This is a genomic window from Rhizobium sp. NRK18 (genome assembly GCF_024385575.1).
In the GTDB taxonomy this organism is placed as follows: domain Bacteria; phylum Pseudomonadota; class Alphaproteobacteria; order Rhizobiales; family Rhizobiaceae; genus JANFMV01.
Window position 1 is genome coordinate 2,302,850 of record NZ_JANFMV010000001.1, and the last position, 21,979, is coordinate 2,324,828.

The 21,979-nt window shown below is 63.5% G+C and carries 15 protein-coding genes and 2 tRNA genes; 9 read left to right on the forward strand and 8 right to left on the reverse strand.

Annotated elements, in window-relative coordinates; genetic code table 11:
* Positions 1–151 precede the first annotated feature (151 nt).
* The 4 genes from NN662_RS10755 to NN662_RS10770 all read right to left on the reverse strand — a co-directional run bounded on the left by NN662_RS10755 (position 152) and on the right by NN662_RS10770 (position 6,776).
* Positions 152–3,079 carry a valine--tRNA ligase gene (locus tag NN662_RS10755; protein WP_261930265.1) on the reverse strand — a complete coding sequence of 976 codons (2,928 nt, stop codon included), beginning with the start codon at positions 3,077–3,079 and terminating at the stop codon, positions 152–154.
* 120 nt (positions 3,080–3,199) lie between these two features.
* The gene (locus tag NN662_RS10760) at positions 3,200–4,180 is read right to left on the reverse strand and encodes a DUF2497 domain-containing protein (RefSeq protein WP_261930266.1); all 981 of its coding nucleotides are present in this window, start codon (positions 4,178–4,180) and stop codon (positions 3,200–3,202) included.
* 213 nt (positions 4,181–4,393) lie between these two features.
* Positions 4,394–5,722: a TolC family outer membrane protein gene (locus NN662_RS10765; protein WP_315972591.1), complete on the reverse strand. Its 1,329-nt coding sequence runs from the start codon at positions 5,720–5,722 to the stop codon at positions 4,394–4,396.
* A 403-nt stretch (positions 5,723–6,125) separates the two neighbouring features.
* Entirely contained in the window at positions 6,126–6,776 is a 651-nt protein-coding gene (locus NN662_RS10770; protein ID WP_261931936.1) for a protein-L-isoaspartate O-methyltransferase family protein, read from the reverse strand.
* Between the two features lie 234 nt (positions 6,777–7,010).
* Here NN662_RS10770 and NN662_RS10775 point away from each other — a divergent pair.
* A tRNA-Cys gene (locus tag NN662_RS10775) sits at positions 7,011–7,084 on the forward strand.
* 248 nt (positions 7,085–7,332) lie between these two features.
* The gene (locus NN662_RS10780; RefSeq protein ID WP_261930267.1) at positions 7,333–8,469 is read left to right on the forward strand and encodes a hypothetical protein; all 1,137 of its coding nucleotides are present in this window, start codon (positions 7,333–7,335) and stop codon (positions 8,467–8,469) included.
* 76 nt (positions 8,470–8,545) lie between these two features.
* Here the strand turns inward: NN662_RS10780 and NN662_RS10785 are convergent.
* Positions 8,546–8,620 (reverse strand) — tRNA-Asn (locus NN662_RS10785).
* A 185-nt stretch (positions 8,621–8,805) separates the two neighbouring features.
* Here NN662_RS10785 and NN662_RS10790 point away from each other — a divergent pair.
* Positions 8,806–9,057 (forward strand): hypothetical protein, encoded by a 252-nt coding sequence (locus NN662_RS10790; protein WP_315972592.1) that lies wholly within the window; start codon positions 8,806–8,808, stop codon positions 9,055–9,057.
* Positions 9,058–9,106: 49 nt separating this feature from the next.
* Here NN662_RS10790 and bla read toward each other — a convergent pair whose 3' ends face one another.
* A complete protein-coding gene (bla, locus tag NN662_RS10795; RefSeq protein ID WP_261930269.1) occupies positions 9,107–10,006 on the reverse strand; it encodes a class A beta-lactamase in 900 nt (299 codons plus the stop codon).
* Positions 10,007–10,159: 153 nt separating this feature from the next.
* Here bla and NN662_RS10800 point away from each other — a divergent pair, with 153 nt between their 5' ends.
* Positions 10,160–11,053 carry a LysR family transcriptional regulator gene (locus NN662_RS10800; RefSeq protein ID WP_261931937.1) on the forward strand — a complete coding sequence of 298 codons (894 nt, stop codon included), beginning with the start codon at positions 10,160–10,162 and terminating at the stop codon, positions 11,051–11,053.
* On the opposite strand, the gene NN662_RS10805 is transcribed toward NN662_RS10800, so the two are convergent.
* Positions 11,050–11,514 carry an Lrp/AsnC family transcriptional regulator gene (locus NN662_RS10805; RefSeq protein ID WP_410010924.1) on the reverse strand — a complete coding sequence of 155 codons (465 nt, stop codon included), beginning with the start codon at positions 11,512–11,514 and terminating at the stop codon, positions 11,050–11,052. The two genes, NN662_RS10800 and NN662_RS10805, sit on opposite strands and share 4 nt — an antisense overlap.
* 128 nt (positions 11,515–11,642) lie before the next feature.
* On the opposite strand from NN662_RS10805, the gene putA reads away from it, so the two are divergent.
* From putA to NN662_RS10820, 3 genes are all read left to right on the forward strand, one after another.
* The gene (putA, locus tag NN662_RS10810; protein WP_261930270.1) at positions 11,643–15,344 is read left to right on the forward strand and encodes a trifunctional transcriptional regulator/proline dehydrogenase/L-glutamate gamma-semialdehyde dehydrogenase; all 3,702 of its coding nucleotides are present in this window, start codon (positions 11,643–11,645) and stop codon (positions 15,342–15,344) included.
* Between the two features lie 127 nt (positions 15,345–15,471).
* Positions 15,472–16,917 carry a cryptochrome/photolyase family protein gene (locus tag NN662_RS10815; protein ID WP_261930271.1) on the forward strand — a complete coding sequence of 482 codons (1,446 nt, stop codon included), beginning with the start codon at positions 15,472–15,474 and terminating at the stop codon, positions 16,915–16,917.
* A 187-nt stretch (positions 16,918–17,104) separates the two neighbouring features.
* Entirely contained in the window at positions 17,105–19,012 is a 1,908-nt protein-coding gene (locus tag NN662_RS10820; protein ID WP_261930272.1) for a methyl-accepting chemotaxis protein, read from the forward strand.
* A gap of 60 nt (positions 19,013–19,072) precedes the next feature.
* On the opposite strand, the gene NN662_RS10825 is transcribed toward NN662_RS10820, so the two are convergent.
* A complete protein-coding gene (locus NN662_RS10825; protein ID WP_261930273.1) occupies positions 19,073–19,903 on the reverse strand; it encodes an SDR family NAD(P)-dependent oxidoreductase in 831 nt (276 codons plus the stop codon).
* Positions 19,904–20,179: 276 nt separating this feature from the next.
* Here NN662_RS10825 and NN662_RS10830 point away from each other — a divergent pair, with 276 nt between their 5' ends.
* Both NN662_RS10830 and NN662_RS10835 read left to right on the forward strand, forming a co-directional pair.
* Positions 20,180–21,217, forward strand: a complete 1,038-nt coding sequence (locus NN662_RS10830) for a cysteine synthase A (RefSeq protein ID WP_261931939.1) — start codon at positions 20,180–20,182, stop codon at positions 21,215–21,217.
* A 24-nt stretch (positions 21,218–21,241) separates the two neighbouring features.
* A complete protein-coding gene (locus NN662_RS10835) occupies positions 21,242–21,973 on the forward strand; it encodes an alanyl-tRNA editing protein (protein ID WP_261930274.1) in 732 nt (243 codons plus the stop codon).
* The last annotated feature ends 6 nt before the right edge of the window (positions 21,974–21,979 follow it).

The following is a 21,979-nucleotide window of genomic DNA, read 5'->3' on the forward strand; positions in this document are numbered from 1 at the left end:
TGTGTCAAATTGACAACAATCAGATTTCTTTCCTTTACGTGCACGTAAGACATCGTTTTGGCAGCTGATTCTGCCCTAACCCATTCGTGCACATACGAAAACACCCGGCCAAGTTGACCGGGTGTTCAGAGTTGCAGAACTGATTGTGCGATCAGACCGATTCGTTGACCCGGCTCAGCGCGATCTCCAGGCCCTTGAGCTGGGTTTCGAGCTCTTCGAAACGCTCGCGCTCGGCCTCGACCACTTCGGGCTTGGCGTTGGCGACGAACTTCTCGTTGCCGAGCTTGGCGGCGATGCGGGCCTTGTCCTGTTCCGCCTTGCCGATCGCCTTTTCGAGCCGGGCACGTTCGGCGCCGAGATCGATCAGGTTGCCGAGCGGCAGGCAGGCCGTGGCTTCGCCAACGACGATCTGCGCCGCCCCCTTGGGTGCGGCATCGGCAAACGTCACCGTTTCGACGCGCGCCAGACGCTGGATCGCCGGCGTATGCCGCCCGACGCGTTCGCGCGTGACCGCATTTGCCCCGACAATGACCAGTGGTGCGGTTGCAGCCGGCGCAACGTTCATTTCCGAACGCACCGAACGGATGCCCGAGACGAGGTCGATCAGCCAGTTGATCTCATCTGCGGCGTTATCGTCGAAATAGAACGGTACAAGCCAGTCGGCATGGCAGAGCAGGCTGTCGCGCTGACTGCCCTCGCCCACCGTATGCGCCCACAGCTCCTCCGTGATGAAGGGCATGAACGGATGCAGCAACTTGTAGGTCTCGTCCAGCACGTATGCGGCGCAGGCCTGCGCTTCCTTCTTGGCGGCCTCGTCCTCGCCGTTGAAGACCGGCTTCAGCAGCTCGAGATACCAGTCGCAGAACTGATTCCAGACGAAACGGTATAGGCTCGCGGCCGCATCGTTGAAGCGGTAGGCCTCGATGCTTTCGGTCACTTCCTTCGCAGTCCGGCCGAGTTCGGTCAGGATCCAGCGGTTGATCGTCTGCGTGGCGTCTTCCGGAATGAAGTCCGGATCGCGCTTGACGCCGTTCATCTCGGCAAAGCGGGTCGCATTCCAGAGCTTGGTGCCGAAATTGCGATAGCCGGCGACCCGGGCGGTGTCGAGCTTCACGTCGCGACCCTGAGCGGCCATGATCGCCAGCGTGAAACGCAGGGCGTCGGCGCCGTATTCGTCGATCAACTCCAGCGGATCGATGACGTTGCCCTTCGACTTCGACATCTTCTGACCGTTCTTGTCGCGCACCAGGGCGTGGACGTAAACGGTGTGGAACGGCTCGACCGGATTGCCGTCCTCATCCTTCATGAAATGCAGGCCCATCATCATCATGCGGGCGACCCAGAAGAAGATGATGTCGAAACCGGTGACCAGGACGTCGGTCTGATAATACTTGTTCAGCTCCGGTGTCTCGTCCGGCCAGCCGAGCGTCGAGAAGGGCCACAGCGCCGACGAGAACCAGGTGTCGAGCACGTCCTCGTCGCGGGTGAGGATCTCGCCCGGCGCGAAGTTCTCGAGCTTCTCCTCGACCCAGGCCTTCCACGGGCCTTCATGAGCGATGTAATGCTGGATGGCGGCGTCGAGCGCCTCTTCCTCGGTCTTCTCGACGAAGACCTGACCATCCGGGCCGTACCAGGCCGGGATCTGGTGTCCCCACCAGAGCTGGCGCGAGATGCACCAGGGCTCGATGTTCTCCATCCATTCGAAATAGGTCTTTTCCCAGTTCTTCGGAACGAAGTTCGTCCGGCCTTCGCGGACGGAGTCGATCGCCGGCTTGGCCAGCGTCTTGGCGTCGGCAAACCACTGGTCGGTCAGCATCGGCTCGATGACGACGCCGGAGCGGTCGCCGAAGGGCTGCATGATCTTCTTGTTCTCGACATAGGGGATGTCGTTGCCTTCGGCGTCCTTGACGGTGACGGCGAGGCCCTCGGCATTGATCTGGGCGACGATCCGCTTGCGCGCCTCGTAACGGTCGAGGCCGCGATAATCGTCCGGCACCAGGTTGATGGCGTCGACATCCGCTTCACCGGGCAGCTTGCCGGACTTTGCGATCGCCAGGGCCTGCGCGGCACAAACGGCGTAGGGCTCGCCGTCCTCGCGCATGGCCGCCTTCGTATCCATCAGGCGATAGAGCGGAATGTGGTTGCGGCGGGCGACCTGATAGTCGTTGAAGTCGTGCGCGCCGGTGATCTTGACCGCACCGGAGCCGAAATCCTTGTCCGGATACTCGTCGGTAATGATCGGGATCAGGCGGCGGTGTTCCTTCGGGCCGACCGGAATTTCGCAGAGCTTGCCGACGATCGGTGCGTAGCGTTCGTCGGAGGGGTGAACCGCAACCGCGCCGTCGCCGAGCATCGTTTCGGGCCGGGTCGTGGCGATCGAGATGTAGTCGCGCTCTTCCTGCAGCACGACATTGCCGTCGGCGTCCTTCTCGACATAGGTGTAGGTCTCGCCGCCGGCCAGCGGGTACTTGAAGTGCCACATGTGGCCGTCGGTCTCGCGGTTCTCCACCTCGAGGTCGGAAATCGCCGTCTCGAAATTCGGGTCCCAGTTGACCAGCCGCTTGCCGCGATAGATCAGGCCTTCCTTGTAGAGCGAGACGAAGACTTCCAGAACGGCTTTCGACAGGCCCTCGTCCATGGTGAAGCGTTCGCGCGACCAGTCGCAGGAAGCGCCAAGGCGCTTGAGCTGGTTGAAGATCAGCCCGCCGGACTGGTCCTTCCATTCCCAGACCTTGTCGATGAAGGCGTCGCGGCCCATGGCGCGACGGCCTGGCAGCTGGCGCTCCATCAGCTGGCGCTCGACGACCATCTGCGTGGCAATGCCGGCATGGTCCATGCCCGGCTGCCACAGCACGTCCTTGCCGCGCATGCGCTCGAAGCGGATCATGATGTCCTGCAGCGTGTTGTTGAGCGCATGGCCCATGTGCAGCGAACCCGTGACGTTCGGCGGCGGAATGACGATGCAGAAGCTTTCGGCGCCCGGCTTGGCGTTGGCGCCCGCCTTGAAGGCGTCCGCCTCTTCCCATGCCTTAGCGATTTTCGGTTCGACGGCTGCGGAATCGTAGGTTTTTTCAAGCATTTTCTGATCGCTTCCGGAATTTCTAGGGTTCGAGGTTGTAAACCGGATGGTCTGAATGAAGTCAACAAAAAAGCCGCCGGAAATGCGGCGGCTTCATGAGGTGTGACGAAGGACCGCCGATCAGCGGCGCGGACCCCGCGCCACCCTTTCGATTTCCTCCCGCACGAGACGCTCGACAAGGGTCGGCAGGTTGTTGTCCAGCCAGTCCTGCAGCATCGGGCGCAGCATTTCTTCGGCGATCTCGTCGAGAGAGCGCTTCTGCGCGCCGTCAACCGCCTGGGCGAGATCCTCGAACGAACGGGCGACCTGCTGGCCGGCCACGGCCGAAATCAGCCCGCCCCGGTTCGGTGCCGTCGACTGGGCCACGGCTGCGGGCATTGCAGGCGCCGGCTTCGTCTCCGGCGCAGCAACGACGGCGGGCGCCGGCTTTGCATCGACCGGCTCGCCGACGGCCATAGTGGCAATCGCGGGGGCCGGGTTGGCCTTCGGCGTCTCGACGGCAGCCAGTGCCGGGGTGGCAAGCACCCGCTTGGGCTCGGATGCCGCGGTTACCGCTGCCGGCCGGACAACCGGGGTTTCCGAAGGCTTTTCCGCCACTGGCGTCGGCTCGCGCATCGCCACGGGTTCGGGTGCTGCCGGTTCGGGCGCCCGCGACCGCATCATTTCCGCATTGCGTTCGGAGGCTGCACGAACGCGTGCGGCGACATCGGCCAGAGACAGGTTTCTTGACGGATCTGCCTGTTGCTGCGGTGCGGCTTCCCGCACCTCGCGAACCGGCTGCGGCGCCATGCGCGCCGGTGCACCCTGGTTGGCAGCGGACATGGACGGCGTGTAGCTCGACGGAGACCGCTCGACAGCAACCGGCGCCGGTACGATCTCTGCGGCCGGACGGGACGCCGGGGGCGCCTCCGGCTCCATCGAGAAGGCCGCGAAGGGATCGCCGCCGTCGTCCGGCATCTCGGAGGAAGACGTGTGCAGCGACGGCGTCTGCAGGGAGTTCTGCTGGCCGTCACTCTCCGGATCATTGTTCTCGATGATCTTGCGGATCGAAGCCAGGATCTCTTCCATCGACGGTTCACGCGCTACATTTGGCTGGGCCATACTCATCCCCGTTTTCCCGAACAAACGATCGGACCAGCGAAACAAAGTCCGAATCATGGTCACCTTAGGATACTCAAAAGGGGAAAAAAATCACTGCGAATCAATTATCCGGACTGATGCACAGCTTTGTTCGCCGGCATGGTAAACGTCGGAGGCCGGAGGTTGATGTGATCCCCCGGCCCCGCTGTCACAGTCAATAATGCAACGGAAAGACTACTTCGTGTCAACCGTCCGGAGGCCGAACCACTTGTCCTTGACCGCCTCATAGTGGTCTTCCGAACGATACTCGGCGACCTGAAGTCCCTGGCTCGACACCGTCAGGCGACCGGTCGCAGCGATGACGGCATAACTTGCCACGACGGCGTCATGCTGTGCGACCACGAGATTTTCCTTGGCGTTCAGAACCGTCTGCTGGGAGTTCAGAACGTCGAGCGTCGTCTTCTGACCGACATTGCGTTCCTCGATCACACCCTTCAGTGCCAACTGCGCAGCATTGACCGACTTGCCGTTGGCGGAGATCGAGGCCGTCGCGGCACGAAGCTGAGCGTAGGCAGAGACGATCTGCTGGCGGATGCTGGCACGGACCGAGTCGACCATGATGCGGCGCTGGCCAGCAAGCTCCTTGGCCTGGCGAACCCTGCCGTATTCGGCGCCACCCTGATAGATCGGGATGGTCAACTGTGCCGTTATGCTCGCAGAGGTGTTATTTATATCGCTCGGAGAAGAGCTAGAAGTCACGTGCCGTGTTACGCCACCCTGCAAAGTCACGCCCGGCAGAAGCGAACCTTCTGCTGCCTTGGTGTTGTAGTCGGCCTGGTCAACCTGGGCGAAGGCGGCCTTGACCGACGGGTGCTCCACGACCCCGATCGCGACGGCCTGATCGACGCTGGCGGGCATGGCCTTTCGCGCCGGCGACGGCTGCTTGATGCCAGACGGAGTGTCGCCGACGATCTGCACATAGGTCGCCTGGCTGATGGCCAGCTGCGCCTGTGCGGCGGCCAACAGGGCGTCGGCGGACGCGAGCTGTGCCTCGGCCTGGCTGACGTCGGTGCGGGTACCTTCACCGACCTGAAGACGGGCATTGGCCGAGTTCAACTGCTCGCGCAGGAACTTCAGGTTCTGCTGGCGGATCGAGACGATCTGCATGTCGCGGGCGATATCCGCATATGCCTGGGCTGCCGACAGCAGAATGGAGATCTCATTGGCCTTCAGGCTTTCGCGGCTGGCGACGACGCCTGCCTCGGCTGAACGCACATTGTTGAGCGTCTGGAAGCCGTCGAAAATGGTCTGCGTGATGGTGAAGCCGGCATTCGCCTGATGATAGCTGTTTTCGGTGGCACCGCCATTCATGCCGTAAACGTCGATCGCACTCGCCGACGCGGTTGCCGACACCTGCGGACGATAACCGGCCTTGGCGATCGTCACGCCTTCGTCGGTCGCCCGCAGCCCGGCACGGGCGGCGTTGAGATCGGGATTGTTTTCATAGGCCTTCGCCATGGCGCCAAAAATGGTCTCGGCGCTCGCCTGGACGGGCTGAAGCATCAACAATGGCGCAACAGCGGCGGCTACAACCGCTTTCCGATAAAAAGACACGATCAACCCACTCCTAAATTTATTTTGGCCGCATCGCCTGAAAACGGTGTGCCCGTTCCGGCTCGGCCAGTCCCGGATGCTACACTGCAGAAATGCATGCAAATTTCAACAACACCGCGCGTACGGCACACAACAACAATCTCCAGGCCCGCGGATAATGCCGGCACGGTCCGCGGAACATGATTGTTTTTAGTCAAACGATCAACACCTTATCAGAGCGTTAACGCCGGACCTTGGCGGGCGTTGCCGCAGTGCAACAGTTTCGAACGACTTTGATTAAAAACAAAGAGGCGGACACAGGGCCCGCCTCGATCTCTCAGGTATCGGAGTGTCGCCTGCGGGCGACCCCTTGTCAGAAAACGAACTCGGCAACCTTGGCGAAGCCGGGCAGCGGCTTCACCGCCGTATTGAAATGGGAATTCTCGGCGACAGCGCCACCTTCCTTTACGAACAGCTTGGCGCGCGAGGCATTGCCGTGACCGATCACGGCAACGAGGCGGCCGCCTTCACGCAGCTGCGCAAGAATGTCGGCCGGAACGTGGTCGACCGCACCGCCGACGAAGATCAGGTCATAGGGCGCTTCCGGCGCGTAACCCTTTTCCAACGGGCCGGTGACGACGGCGACATTGTCATAGCCGAGCCGCGACAGCGTTTCCGTGGCGGTTGCCGCCAGCGTCTCGTCGACTTCCAGCGACACGACGGAGCTTGCCAGCAGCGACAGCAGGCCGGCCGTATAGCCGGTGCCGCAGCCGATCTCGAGGACGACGTCGTTGCGGGTGATCGCTGCCAGCTGCAGAAGCTTGGCGAGCGGCGACGGCTCCATCACGAATCGTCCGGGTGCGACCTCGACGTCGGTATCGACATAGGCAAGCGCGCGCGCTCCGGCCGGCACGAATTCCTCGCGCGGCACGGACAGGAAGGCGTTCAGCACCGAATGCGACGTCACGTCGGTGGTCCTGATCTGGTTGTCGACCATTTTGACGCGGGCTGCTTCAAAGTCCATCATATCTCGTATGCCTGTGATAAACGGTTCCGGTTTGCTCAATGTCTCTTAGTTCCGCCTGCAGCGGCTGGCAAGAGTTTGCGACGGTTTCCTCCGTTTTTGCCCGGCGGCGGTGTGTCACGGCGTTTCCTGCGGGGGCTCAAAGATTTTCCGTCCCTACCCTCTTGCGCTCTCCTTTGATCCGTTCTAAACGCCCCGTCACCACCCGCTCTCGCACCTTTGAGAGATACGGACGGCCTCGTGGCGGAGTGGTTACGCAGAGGACTGCAAATCCTTGCACCCCGGTTCGATTCCGGGCGAGGCCTCCAACTCTTCCATATCCTCTTTGTGTATCAGTATTTAGTCGCCTTCGGTCGGTCTCGTGCCCGTTTCAGGGCGCCGTACCGGTTTGGGAAAACTGTCTCCAATCGGCACACATCCACAATTCATCGGCATCTCATCGTTAACCGTTTGGGACACCCGCCACTGGGATTAACCAATTCTTCAGGGGTTCAACGGCTCCATCTCCATAAACCCCTTAAAATTCAGGGGTAAATGCAATGTGAGAGGGAAATCCATGAAGAACCGTGTCCAGAAGTTGTTCTGTTCCACCGTTGCGGTCCTGTTTGTCGCCGCCCTGCCCTTGTCCGTCCTCGACGGCCAGGCCTCGATCATCAAGAGTGCATGGGCCAAAAGCGATCATTCGTCCGGCAATGGCGGTGGCAATTCCGGTGGCGGCGGAAACTCCGGTGGCAATGGTGGCGGCAATAGCGGTGGCAATTCCGGTGGCAATGGCGGCGGCTCCAGCAGCAAGTCGGCCAACGCGTCGAGCAAGAGCACCGCGAACGGTTCCTCCAGCGGCAAGTCGCACGCCACCTTCCAGTCGCTGTTCTCCTCCGCCTTCTCGAGCAGCAAGAAGTCGGAAACCAAGGGCAAGAAGGCCAATACCACGCTCGTTTCAACCGGAACCGAAACCGGCAAGTCGAAGCAGAAGGGCGCCAAGACCGCCAAGGTGAAGCTCACCGGAGCAATCGCCGCGGCACACGCTTCGGCGACGGCATTCGCGCATGCGTCTCCCGATTCACGCCTCGGCAAGCTGAAGAGCTATTTCGAACTGAACGGTACCTATGCCTCGCTGCAGGAGCTGGCGGACCAGACGGATGCGGCGGCACTGCAGGAAGCCTATGACGCGCTGCTGGGCAAGGTCGGTGAAACCACCGTCGCAGCCTACGACGCCTATATCGCCGACCCGGATGCCAAGACGCTCCTCGACACCTACAACTCCACCCTCGCCGGCACGAGCCTGACGGAAGCCGACTTCCAGTCGCTGCGCGACGCCTATGAAGCGGCCCAGGCATCCGATCCGACGGTGGATCCGACCGCCGAGCAGGCCTACCAGGACGCTCTGACGGCAGCCAGCCTGACACAGGAGCAGTTCGACGCGCTGAATACGGCTTACACCGACCTCAACTCCAACACCGCATACACGGCGTATCAGCAGGCGCTGGCCGACTCCGGCGCAACGGAACAGGATATTATCGACCTGGAACAGTCGGCAGCCGACCTGCAGGCGGCAAAGGACGCGGACCAGGCGGCGGCCGACGCCGAGGTCCAGGCCGGTGACGCACTCCTGAGTGCAAACAATGGCCGGCCGCTGACGGAAGAACAGAAGGCGCTGCTCGACGCCACCCTCGCACAAAAGCTCGGCGGTTAACCGCGGGGCCCACCAGCATGGCCCCGAAACGAAGAACGCCGGCAGCGGAAATCCGCGCCGGCGTTTTTTTTGAAACTGGCTCCCCGGGCCGGATTCGAACCGGCGACCTGTCGATTAACAGTCGAATGCTCTACCGCTGAGCTACCAGGGAACATCGCCTCGCGGCGGTGTGGGTGGCCTAATACAAACGCTTTGCCGATTTGCCAAGCGGTTTTTTCAAAAAAGTTCGAACCCCTTGCCTAAATTTGCCGCCGTCGTCATGTCCTGTGGACAAACGAAGCGCTGCAAACGGCGCGTTTTCATGACCAAACGGGTAATCGCAATACAATGTTCAGCATGGATCATAAAAACGGTGCGTTCGTGGTGATGGGCCGCAGCGTCCGCCTGCCCCGCTCCAAATGGCCGCGCATCACGCTCGGCTGCCTGCTGATCCTCGGCGGTTGCCTCGGCTTCCTGCCGGTGCTGGGCTTCTGGATGATCCCGCTCGGTCTCCTGGTGCTTTCGCAGGACCTGCCGCCGGTCCGGCGCTGGCGGCGGCGCACCGAAGTCTGGTGGGGCCGCAAGAAGCGCAAGGGCAATTCCCGCTGACCCGTCCGGGCAACGCCGCCACGCACAGACATCATGGCGGCGCGCAGCCTCAGACCTCCGAGGCGATGCGGCCGATCTCCGCGATGACCGCATCGCGCTCCTCCGATTCGATTTTCGGTATTTCGCAATAGGCCGTCACGATCACCGGCGGGCGGTCGCTCGGCCACGCCACGGCGACGTCGTTGGCGTTGCCGTACTTGTTGGTGTTGGTCCCGGTCTTGTCGCCGACCAGCCAACTCGCCGGCAGGCCGGCCCGGAGGCGCGCATCACCGGTCTTGTTGGCGATCAGCCAGGCAGCAAACTGCGCGCGTGAGGAGGACGACAGCACATCCGTGAACAGAAGTTTCCGCAGGTCTTCGGCCATTGCCGCCGCCGTTGTCGTGTCGCGCTGGTCGTCCGGGCCCTCGTGATAGTTGAGCCCCGGCTCGATGCGGTCGAGTCGCGAGACGTCGTCGCCGATCGAACGGAATAATTCTGTCACCGCCTTCGGACCGCCGAACCGCTTCAAGAGCAGGTTGGCTGCGGTGTTGTCGCTCCAGCAGACCGCCGCCTCGCAAAGTTCAGCGACCGTCATGCCGGCGCCGCCGACACGCTTTTCCGTCACCGGCGACCAGGCCGTGCTCACATCCTTCTTCGTGAATCGGATGCGGGCGTCGAGCGCATCCGCCTTCTCATCCACCGCCTTCAGCACCTGCGCCGCAAGGATCGCCTTGAAGGTGCTGCACATCAATATGCGCTCGTCCGCCCGGTGCGACACGGTCTTGCCCGTTCCGAGATTGACGATCCTGACGCAGATGCGCCCGGCATGGCGCTTCTCCAACTCAGCGAGCCGGGATTCGGGATTGCCAACGTCCCCGGCGGCAAAGGCCGGCCCGGAAAAGGCGGTCAATGCCGGGGCGACAAGCAGGGATGCGGCAAGCGCCTGACGGCGGGACAATGATGTCGTCATGAAAATTCGTCCTGTCTTGGAGTGTACGATGCAAATGCCCTGCCCATGGCGCTGGCCGTTCAGGTGGGCTGCGTTGGGACCCTAGGGCGAGCGTTGCCCTCGTACAAACGACGATTTATAGGGAGAGACATGAGAAAATCTTGGGCTTGAATGATGGACGTCTCGCAACTGCCGCTCAACTCGCTGCGCGCCTTCGAGGCCTCCGCCCGGCTTTGCAGTTTCACCCGGGCCGGGCTGGAACTGCGCGTCACCCAGACGGCGATCAGTCATCAGGTCAAGACGCTGGAGGCCGTCCTCGGCGTCAGCCTGTTCAAGCGGCTGCCGCGCGGACTGGCGCTGACCGACGAGGGACACGCCCTGCTGCCGGTGCTGACCGACGCCTTCCAGCGGATGAGCGCCACGCTCAGCCAGTTCGAGGAGGGCAATTTTCACGAAATCCTGACCGTCGGCGTCGTCGGCACCTTCGCCATCGGCTGGCTCTTGCCCCGGCTTGCCGACTTCAAGCGCCAACAGCCGCATATCGACCTGCGCATCAAGACCAACAACAACCGCTCGGACATTCTCGGCGACGGTCTCGACTTCCTGATCCGCTTCGGCGACGGCGCCTGGCATGGCACGGAGGCCGTTCACCTGATGGATGCGCCGCTGTCCCCGGTCTGCGCGCCCGAACTCCTGCCGGCGCTGAATTCCGTCGAGGGACTCGCCGGCATGGAGCTCTTGCGCTCCTACCGGGTCGACGAATGGCCGAAATGGTTTCGCGCCGCCGGCATGGCGCCGCCGAGCCTGCGCGGCTGGATGTTCGATTCGTCGCTGGCGCTGGTGGAAGCCGCTGCCCGCGGCGTCGGCGTGGCGCTCGTGCCGGTCTCCATGTTCGGGCATGATTTTGCCGCCGGCCGCATCGTCAAACCGTTCACCACCGAGGTCGATATGGGCGGTTACTGGATGACGCGGCTGAAATCGCGGCCGGAATCACCCGCCATGAAGGCGTTTCGCGAGTGGATCACCGCCGAAATCGCCGGCGACGCATCGCTTTCCCTGGAAGCCTAGATCCCCCTCTCCTTCACCGTCTGCATGGCGACAAAGGTGGAGGAGCTTGCCACATGCGGCAAAGCGGAAATCTTCTCGCCGAGCACGTGGCGATACTTGCGGATGTCGGCGGTGCGGACCTTCAGGAGATAGTCGAAGGAGCCGGCGATCATGTGGCACTCCTCGACCTCCTTGATCTTGCGCACGGCGGTGTTGAATTCCTTCAGCGCCGCCTCGCGGGTGTCGGAAAGTTTGACTTCCGTGAAGGCGACATGGTCGAGGCCGAGTTTGACCGGATCGAGCACCGCCTTGAAGCCGAGAATGTAGCCGTCGTCGATCAGCCGTTTCAGCCGCACCTGGCACGGCGTCTTCGACAGGCCGACGCGTTTGGCAAGATCCGTCACGGAGATGCGGCCGTCATCGCCGATAATATCGAGGATTTTTCGATCGAACGCGTCGAATTCCCTTTGCTCAGTCGCCACGGCAATTCACTTTCTCTATTTTAGCTTCATTAAATAGGAAAATCTCATCATGAAGCTCTGAAATCAAGTCAGATTTCCCAAGGTCGTTTTGCTATCATCCTCACAGCCTTTGCCATGGAGTGTGAAGCATGCCTCAGCCGCAGTCGATTGTTGCCCCCGAGACCCCGATTTCCAACGCCTTCCAGCAGTTTGCGCCGCCGGTCGCCGAGCAGAGCGAGCTGCGCCGGGCGATCACCGCCGCCTATCGCCGCGACGAGGCCGAATGCCTCGTACCGCTGCTCGAACAGGCGACGCAGACAGGCCCACGCAGCGAGGTGATCGCGATCACCGCCCGGCAGCTGATTACCGCACTTCGCGGCAAGCATCGCGATTCCGGCGTCGAAGGCCTCGTGCATGAATACTCCCTCTCCAGCGAGGAAGGCGTTGCCCTGATGTGCCTTGCCGAAGCGCTCCTGCGCATTCCGGATACGGCGACCCGCGACGCGCTGATCCGCGACAAGATTTCCGATGGCGACTGGCGCTCGCATGTCGGCGGCGACCGGTCGCTGTTCGTCAATGCCGCCACCTGGGGACTGGCGATCACCGGCCGGCTGACGGCGACCGTCAACGACCGCTCGCTGTCAGCGGCGCTTACCCGCCTCGTTGCCCGCGCCGGTGAGCCGGTCATCCGCCGCGGTGTCGACATGGCGATGCGCATGATGGGCGAGCAGTTCGTCACCGGCGAAACGATCGACGAGGCGCTGAAACGCGCCCGCGTGCTGGAAAAGCGCGGCTTCCGCTATTCCTACGACATGCTCGGCGAAGCGGCGACGACGGCGGCAGACGCCGAGCGCTACTACCGCGACTACGAGACCGCCATCCATGCGATCGGCAAGGCCTCCGACGGCCGCGGCATCTATGAAGGCCCCGGCATCTCCATCAAGCTTTCCGCGCTGCATCCCCGCTACTCCCGCGCCCAGGCCGCACGCGTGATGGGCGAGCTCTTGCCGAAGGTGAAGGCGCTCGCCCTGATCGCCAAGGACTACGACATCGGCCTCAACATCGACGCCGAGGAAGCCGACCGTCTCGAACTGTCGCTCGACCTCCTCGAATGCCTCTGCCTCGACCCCGATCTTGCGGGCTGGAACGGCATGGGCTTCGTCGTCCAGGCCTATGGCAAGCGCTGCCCCTTCGTTCTGGATTTCATCATCGATCTCGCCCGTCGCGCCGAGCGGCGCATCATGGTTCGTCTCGTCAAGGGCGCCTATTGGGATGCCGAGATCAAGCGCGCGCAGGTCGACGGCCTCGACGGCTTTCCGGTGTTCACCCGCAAGGTCCACACCGATGTCTCCTATATCGCCTGCGCGAAGAAGCTGCTCGCCGCCGGCGACGCGGTCTTCCCGCAGTTCGCCACCCACAATGCCCAGACGCTCGCCACGATCTATCACATGGCCGGCAAGGACTTTCATTCCGGCAAGTACGAGTTCCAGTGCCTGCACGGCATGGGCGAACCGCTCTATGACGAGGTCGTCGGCCGCGGCAAGCTCAACCGTCCGGCCCGCATCTATGCGCCGGTCGGCACGCATGAAACGCTGCTCGCCTATCTGGTCCGCCGACTTCTGGAAAACGGCGCCAACTCCTCCTTCGTCAACCGCATCGCCGATCCCACCGTCTCGATCGACGAACTCATCGCCGACCCGGTCGAGGTCGTCCGCGCGATGGCGAGCCCCGGCGCGCAGCACGACCAGATCGCCCTGCCCGAAGACATCTTCGGCGCCGGCCGGCCGAATTCGGCAGGCCTGGATCTTTCCAACGAGCAGGTGCTCGCCGATCTCACCGACTCACTGAAGGAAAGCGCTGCCACGCAGTGGCAGTCCGCCCCTCAGCTTGCCGACGGCAAGGCTGATGGCGAAACGCGTCCCGTGCTCAATCCCGGCGACCACGCGGACGTTGTCGGCTCGGTCAAGGAAACCTCAGAGGATGACGCCCGCCGCGCCGTCGCGCTTGCCGCAGGCTCCGCCGCCTCCTGGGCGGAAACGCCGCCGGCCGAACGCGCCGCCTGCCTGGAACGCGCCGCCGACATCATGCAGGCGCGCATGCCGGTGCTGCTCGGGCTGATCGCCCGCGAGGCCGGCAAATCGCTGCCGAACGCCATTGCCGAAGTGCGCGAGGCGATCGATTTCCTGCGCTATTACGGCGAGCAGGCCCGCGCCACCTTCGGCCCGGCGCACAAGGCGCTCGGTCCCATCGTCTGCATCAGCCCGTGGAACTTCCCGCTGGCGATCTTCACCGGACAGGTGGCGGCGGCCCTCGTCGCCGGCAACCCGGTGCTGGCCAAGCCCGCGGAAGAGACGCCGCTGATCGCCGCCGAGGGTGTCAGAATCCTGCATCAGGCCGGCGTTTCGGCCTCAGCCCTGCAGTTCGTGCCCGGCGACGGGCGCGTCGGTGCCGCACTCGTCGGCAGCCCGGAAGTGGCCGGCGTCATGTTCACCGGCTCGACCGAAGTCGCCCGCCTCATCCAATCGCAGCTTGCCGGCCGGCTTTCGGCTGCCGGCAAGCCGATCCCGCTGATTGCCGAAACCGGCGGTCAGAACGCCATGATCGTCGATTCATCCGCACTTGCCGAACAGGTGGTCGCCGACGTCATCGCCTCGGCCTTCGACAGCGCCGGCCAGCGCTGCTCGGCGCTGCGCGTCCTCTGCCTGCAGGAAGACGTCGCCGACCGTATCCTCGCCATGCTGAAGGGCGCCCTGCACGAGCTGTCGATCGGTCGCACGGACAGGCTCAGCGTCGACATCGGCCCGGTCATCACCGCGGAAGCGAAGGGTATCATCGAGAAGCACATCGAACGCATGCGCGCGCTCGGCTGCAAGGTCGAGCAGATCGGCTTGGCGGAAACGACCGCCAACGGCACCTTCGTACCGCCGACGATCATCGAGATCGGCAAGCTCTCCGACCTCGAGCGCGAGGTCTTCGGCCCCGTCCTCCATGTCGTGCGCTACCAGCGTCGCGGCCTCGACCGGCTGATCGATGCAATCAACGCCACCGGCTACGGCCTCACCTTCGGCCTGCACACCCGGCTGGACGAAACCATCGCGCATGTCACGAGCCGCTTGAAGGTCGGCAATATCTACGTCAATCGCAACATCATCGGCGCCGTCGTCGGCGTTCAGCCGTTCGGCGGGCGCGGCCTCTCCGGCACCGGGCCCAAGGCCGGCGGACCGCTCTATCTCGGCCGTCTGGTCGATACCGCTCCGCTGCCGCCGATGCTGAGCTCCGTCCACCAGGCGCCGGCGCTTCTCGACCTCGTCAACTGGCTTGACGAGAAAGGCCGCACGGCCGATGCCGAAGCCGCCCGCACGCTCGGCGGCAATTCGGCGCTCGGTCTCGAAATCGAACTCCCCGGCCCTGTCGGCGAGCGCAATCTCTACCAGCTGCATGCGCGTGGCCGGGTGCTGCTCGCTCCGGAAACCGAAAGCGGCCTGTACCGCCAGCTGGCGGCCGCGCTTGCTACCGGCAACCACGCGGTTATCGACGCCGGCGCAGGCCTGGAGGCAGCACTGAAGGATCTACCGGCCAGCATTGCCGCGCAGGTATCGCTCTCGCAGGACTGGGCCGCCGACGGTCCGTTTGCCGGCGCGCTGATCGAAGGCGACGGCGAGCGCGTGCGGGACGTCAACGGCAAGATCGCCACCCTGCCCGGCCCGCTCGTTCTGGTGCAGGCGGCATCGGCCGGCGAGATCGCCGCCAAGGCCGACTGCTATTGCCTCAACTGGCTCCTGGAGGAGGTCTCGACATCGATCAACACGACGGCAGCCGGCGGCAATGCCAGCCTGATGACGATCGGATGAGATTTATTCCTGAACCAATCCGGGCCTGGAATCGTATTAGAGTGTAAGTACCGCGTAGGCGGCAGGTTGGTCAGGTTCGCGACCAGCCTGCCGCCTTCCCTCGCGATGATCTGATACGGAGTTCTCCTTGACTGCATCCGCCAAGCCCGTCCTCGTCTGGTTCCGCAAGGATCTCCGTCTTGACGACAATCTGGCGCTGACGGCAGCCGCGCAAAGCGGAGGGCCGGTGATCCCTGTCTATATCCGCGAACCGGAGGAAGCCGGCACCGGGCCGCTCGGCGCCGCGCAGGCCTGGTGGCTGCATCACTCACTGGCGACCCTGCAGAAATCGTTCGAAAAGCTCGGCTCGCGCCTGATCCTGGCGAGCGGTTCCGCTGAAGACCTCCTGCCCCGCCTTATCAAGGCGACCGGCGCCGGCGCGGTCTACTGGAACCGGCGCTACGACCCGCCGGGCATCGCCATCGACACGCCGCTGAAGAAGAGCCTCGCCGAGACAGGCATCGAGGTCAAAAGCTTCGCCGGCCAGCTCCTGCACGAGCCCACCCATCTTCTGACCGGACAGGGCACGCCCTACAAGGTCTACACGCCGTTCTGGAAGGCCTTTAATAGCGAGGACGGTCCGCGCGATCCGGTCGATCCTCCGAAATCGCTCAAAAGCCCGGAGAAGTGGCCGAAATCCGAAGATGTCACCGACTGGGGATACCTGCCGACGAAGCCCAACTGGGCGGAGCATTTTCCGGAAATGTGGGAGCCCGGCGAGGCTGCCGCCCACAAGCGGCTCAAGCTCTTCCTCGACAGCCACGTGAAGGACTATGATAGCCTGCGCGATTTCCCGGGCGTCGATGCGACGTCGCGCCTGTCGCCCTATCTGGCGCTGGGCGAGATTTCGCCGGCCCGCATCTGGCATTCGACCAACGGCCTGATGGACCGCTACGGCACGGATGGGGTGCTGCGCTTCCGCAAGGAGATCATCTGGCGGGAATTTTCCTACCACCTCCTCTTCCACTTCCCCGAACTGGCGGAGAAGAACTGGAACAGCAAGTTCGACAACTTCCCCTGGGAGTTCAACGAGAAGCTGTTCGAGGCCTGGAAGAAGGGCGAGACCGGTTACCCCATCGTCGACGCCGGCATGCGTCAGCTCTGGAAGCACGGCTGGATGCACAACCGCGTGCGCATGGTCGTCGCCTCCTTCCTGATCAAGCATTGCCTGATCGACTGGCGGCACGGCGAGAAATGGTTCCGCGACACGCTGGTTGACGCCGATCCGGCCTCGAATGCCGCGAGCTGGCAGTGGGTTGCCGGGTCGGGCGCCGACGCCGCACCGTTCTTCCGCGTCTTCAATCCGATCACACAGGGCGAGAAGTTCGATCCGGACGGCGATTACATCAGCCGCTACGTACCGATCCTCGCGAAGCTGCCGAGCAAGTACAAGAACGTGCCGGACAAGTCGCCGCCGGCCTTCCTCGAAAAGGCCGGCGTGCGGATCGGTGAAACCTATCCCGAACCGATCGTCGATCACATGAAGGCGCGCGAGAAGGCACTCTCCACCCATTCGGCGCTTTCCGACGATTGACATGACGCGCGGCCAGTCCGCGCGCGGTTTTACCGATATTTAAAATTGTCCACGTACAAGGCAGCGAAGGGGTTGCTGCACCGCAACATCCCCATTCCTTCCCAGCCATGGACATGATGTCTTGCCGGCCACCGTTTCCGATATCGCCGATGATCGCCGGTATCGACGTCCTCTCGAGGCCCCGGACATGAATTTCAAGAACCTTTCCATCCTCCACAAGATCGGCATCGCCGTCGCCATCATGGGATTGAGCTCGGCCATCATCGCCGCCACCGGCGCGACCGGCCTCAACTCCCTCAGCCACGCGATCGCCGACACCGGCGCCCGCGAGGAAGTCGCCCGCGAGGCGATGGACCTGCGCATCGACATCGTCGCGATCAGCCGCATGACCTATCAGCTGGCGCAGGCGCCCGAGAAGGCGGCCGACTTCGCCGACGAGACCGAGCGTCGCGCCAAGGAAATGCTCGAGCGGCTGCCGAAGATCCAGTCCACTGCCGATGCCAACGAGCGCGCCATGCTGGATACGATCCGCGCGACGCTCGCCAGCTATTTCGACGACATCCGCGCCATGGTGAAGACGGTCGCCGCCAATCCGGGCGACCAGGGCGCCATCAAGGCCGCGCTCGACAAGGCGCTCGACGGCCAGAAGACCGTCACCTCCGCCGTCAAGGAATACAGCAAGTATTCCGGCGAGACGCTCGCCAATGCCCGCGCCAAAGCCATTTCCGCCTCGACCGTCACGATGATGGCGCAGATCATCGTCGCTGCCGTCGGCATCCTCGGCGGCCTGATGATCAGCTTCCTCGTCGCCCGCCGCGGCATCGTCGGCCCGATTGCCGACCTCACCGCGATCATGAGCCGCTTTGCCCGCGGCGACCTTGATGGCCGCGCTTCCGACACCGAACGCAAGGACGAGATCGGCGAGATGGCGCGGGCGCTGGAAATCTTCCGCCGCAACGAACTCGGCCTGCGCGACATGAAGGCCCAGGAAGCCGCCATCCAGGCGCAGAGCGACGACCTTCAGTCGAGCATCAGCCATGTGGTCGCCTCCGCCGTCGCCGGGGATTTCTCCAAGCGCATCTCCAAGGCGTATGACGACGAGGATCTCAACCGCTTCGCCGCCAGCGTCAACGAACTGATCGGCACCGTCGATCTCGGTCTCGCCGAAATGCGCCGCGTCATGGCAGCGCTTGCCCAGGCCGACCTGACGCAGGACATGCAGGGCGACTTCCAGGGCGCATTCGCGGAACTCAAGACCAACGTCAACACGACCATGGCGACGCTGCGCTCGACCATGCAGAACGTCCGTGCCGCGACCTCGACGATCAACAGCAACTCCGCCGAACTGAGCTCGGCTGCCAACGACCTGTCGCGCCGTACGGAGCAACAGGCCGCGGCGCTTGAAGAAACGGCCGCCGCACTCGACGAGATCACCTCGACCGTGCGCACCGCATCGCAGCGCGCCGTCGAGGCCAACGAGATGGTTGTCGAGACCAAGAACAGTGCCGCCCGCTCCGGCGAGATCGTCCGCAACGCGGTCGAGGCGATGGGCCGGATCGAGGAATCATCCAGCAAGATCAACCAGATCATCGGCGTCATCGACGAGATCGCCTTCCAGACCAACCTGCTGGCGCTAAACGCCGGCGTCGAGGCGGCGCGTGCCGGTGAGGCCGGCCGCGGCTTTGCCGTCGTCGCCCAGGAAGTGCGTGAACTCGCACAGCGCTCGGCCAATGCCGCCAAGGAGATCAAGACGCTGATTTCCGCCTCGGCCTCCGAAGTCGGCAACGGCGTGGCGCTCGTCCGCTCCACCGGTGATGCCCTGCTGGAAATCGAGAAGCTGGTCAACCGCGTCAACGACCATGTCGCGACGATCGCCACGGCGGCGCGCGAGCAGGCGACCGGCATTCAGGAGATCAACACCTCCGTCAACCATATGGACCAGATGACGCAGCAGAACGCCGCCATGGTCGAGGAGACGACGGCGGCCAGCCAGACGCTGGCCGGAGAAAGCCGCAGCCTGCAGCAGATGCTGGAAAAATTCCGGCTCGACGCGGGTTCGTCCGTCCCGTCGCACCGCGTCTCGCGCGCCGCCTGACAGGTTCGACCGCGAGCAGAAACGAAGCCGCCCGGTCATGCCGGGCGGTTTTCGTTTGGGCTATTCGGCGGCGTGAAGCGTGCTTTCCACCGACTTCGGCTGGCGCGCGACGCTCTTGCCGCGCAACCAACGCAGCAGTGGGAAATAGAGCGCATAGGGCAGGATGCCGAGAAGCTTGGCTGCGAAAGCTTGACGGCGCGGGAACGCGATCTCGAACGCGTGGCCCTGCAAGCCGTCGGCAATGCGCCTCGCAGCCTCCTCCGCCGTGATCCGGCCGGCGGCCAGTGTGCGCATCGACGCCGTCATCGGCGTTTCCACGAAACCCGGATTGATCAGCTGCACGAAGATGCCGGAGCCTTCCAGATCCAGCGCCAGGCTCTGCGCCATGTTGATGAGGGCCGCCTTGGTCGCGCCATAGGCCGCGCTGCCCGGCAGCCCGGCATAGCCCGCCGCCGAGCCCATGAAGGCGATCTGGCCGTGCGAATAGGTCTGCATGTGGCGGAGCGCCGGAACGAGACAGTTGACGACGCCCGTCAGGTTGACGGCAATCGACTTCTCGAATGCCCGGCGCAGCTCGACGCCCGGCTTCGCCATCTCGAAAATTCCGGCATTGAAGACGGCGAGCGCTATGCGCCCGTGTTCGTATTCGATCGAGGCGATCACGCGCTCCATGTCCTGGCGCTCGGTGACATCGCCGTCGAGCACATGGATGGCGCCTTTCAGGGCGCCGGCTTCTTCCTGCAATTCGACGAGACGGTCATGATCGCGCGCGGTGGCAGCGACGGTATAACCGCGACGGGCCATTTCCAGCGCCAGTGCGCGGCCTATGCCCGAGCTCGCGCCCGTGATCCAGACTACGCCATGTTCGGGTTTTGCGTTGAACGAGGTCATCCGGTACATCTCCAAACTGCGCAGCTCTTGCGGCGCGCTTTCCGAAATCCCCTCTTCGCCATTCTTGTATTCTCCGGAAGATATGGAGCAGCAGTATGGCGGTACCAAGCCGGAATCGTGTTTTCGCTATGTATTGAGGAAAGGCGCCCCGAAAAATAAGATGAATTTGGCGCGTTCCTTGGCCAGCGTAAAACAGAATTCCTTGTTTTATTGCCGCCGCTCGCCGAAAACCCGACGATGGAATCTATGACCCCCGACGACATGAAGGCGATCCCCATGACCTTTCTCCCCACCGTTCTGGACGCGATCGGCAATACGCCGCTGATCAAGCTCAAAGGCGCATCGGATGCGACCGGCTGCACCATTCTCGGCAAGGCGGAGTTTCTGAACCCCGGTCAGTCGGTGAAGGATCGCGCAGCGCTCTTCATCATCCGCGACGCAGAAAAGAAGGGGCTGCTCAGACCCGGCGGCGTCATCGTCGAGGGAACCGCCGGCAACACCGGCATCGGTCTGACGGTCGTCGCCAAGGCGCTCGGCTACCGCACCGTCATCGTCATCCCGGAAACCCAGAGCCAGGAGAAGAAGGACGCGCTGCGGCTGCTCGGCGCCGAACTCGTCGAAGTGCCCGCCGTCCCCTACAAGAACCCGAACAATTACGTGAAGGTCTCCGGACGGCTGGCCGCAGAACTCGCAAAGACAGAGCCAAACGGGGCGATCTGGGCCAACCAGTTCGACAACGTCGCCAACCGCGAGGCCCATATCGCCACCACCGCGCCGGAAATCTTCGAGCAGACCGCCGGCAAGGTCGACGGCTTCATCTGCGCGGTCGGCTCGGGCGGAACGCTCGCCGGCGTTGCCATGGGGCTGAAGGCGAAGAACCCGGCCATCAAGATCGGTCTCGCGGATCCGGAAGGTGCGGCGCTCTACGAGTTCTACAACAACGGCGAACTCAAGTCGTCCGGCTCCTCGATCACCGAGGGCATCGGCCAGGGCCGCATCACTGCGAACCTCGAGGGGTTCACGCCGGACTACGCCTACCAGATCCCCGACCGCGAGGCCCTGCCGCTGATCTTCGACCTCGTCGAAAACGAAGGCCTCTGCCTTGGCGGCTCGTCCGGCATCAACATCGCCGGCGCCATTCGCCTTGCCAAAGACCTCGGGCCGGGCCATACAGTCGTGACCATTCTTTGCGACTACGGCAACCGCTACCAGTCGAAACTCTTCAATCCGGACTTCCTTGCATCGAAGGATCTGCCGGTCCCGCAATGGCTGACGAAGCCGACGGAGATCGAGGTTCCTTTCCAGGCGGCGTGAAGTCCGCCATCAAAGGAATGCCCGATGCCCGTCAAGCCTCTGTTTCGCGACGACTTCTATCTCTCCACCTGCGAGGCGGTCGTCACCGCGGTTCATGAAGACGGGGCGGTCGAGCTGGACCAGACCTGCTTCTACGCCACTTCCGGTGGGCAGCCGGGCGACACAGGCTTCTTCGAGCGGGCCGACGGCTCGAAGATCATGCTTGGCGTCACCACCCATGGCGAGACCAAGGACATCATCCTGCACCGGCCGCTGGAGGGCGAGGCGTTGCCCGCCGTCGGCGAGCCACTGGTCCTGCACATCGACTGGCCGCGACGCTACAAGCTGATGCGCATGCACACGGCCTGCCACCTGCTCTCCGTCGTCTGCCCCTTCCCGATCACCGGCGCGGCGGTCAACGAGGACGACAGCCGGGTCGATTTCGACATGTCCGAGACGATCGACAAGGACGAGGTGACGGCAAAGCTGATGGCGCTCGTCAACGAGAACCATCCTATCTTCGTGCAATGGATCACCGACGAGGAACTCCAGGCCAATCCCGGTCTCGTCAAGTCGAAGAACGTCCGGCCGCCGATCGGCATGGGCCGGGTCAGCCTCGTCTGCATCGGCGAGAATTCTTCCGTTGACAGTCAGCCCTGCGGCGGTACCCATGTATCCGAGACCCAGGAGGTCGGGGCGATTCACATCGCCAAGATCGACAAGAAGGGTAAGGAAAACCGTCGCTTCCGCATCCGTTTCGGAACGCCGGAAGCCTGATTGGGC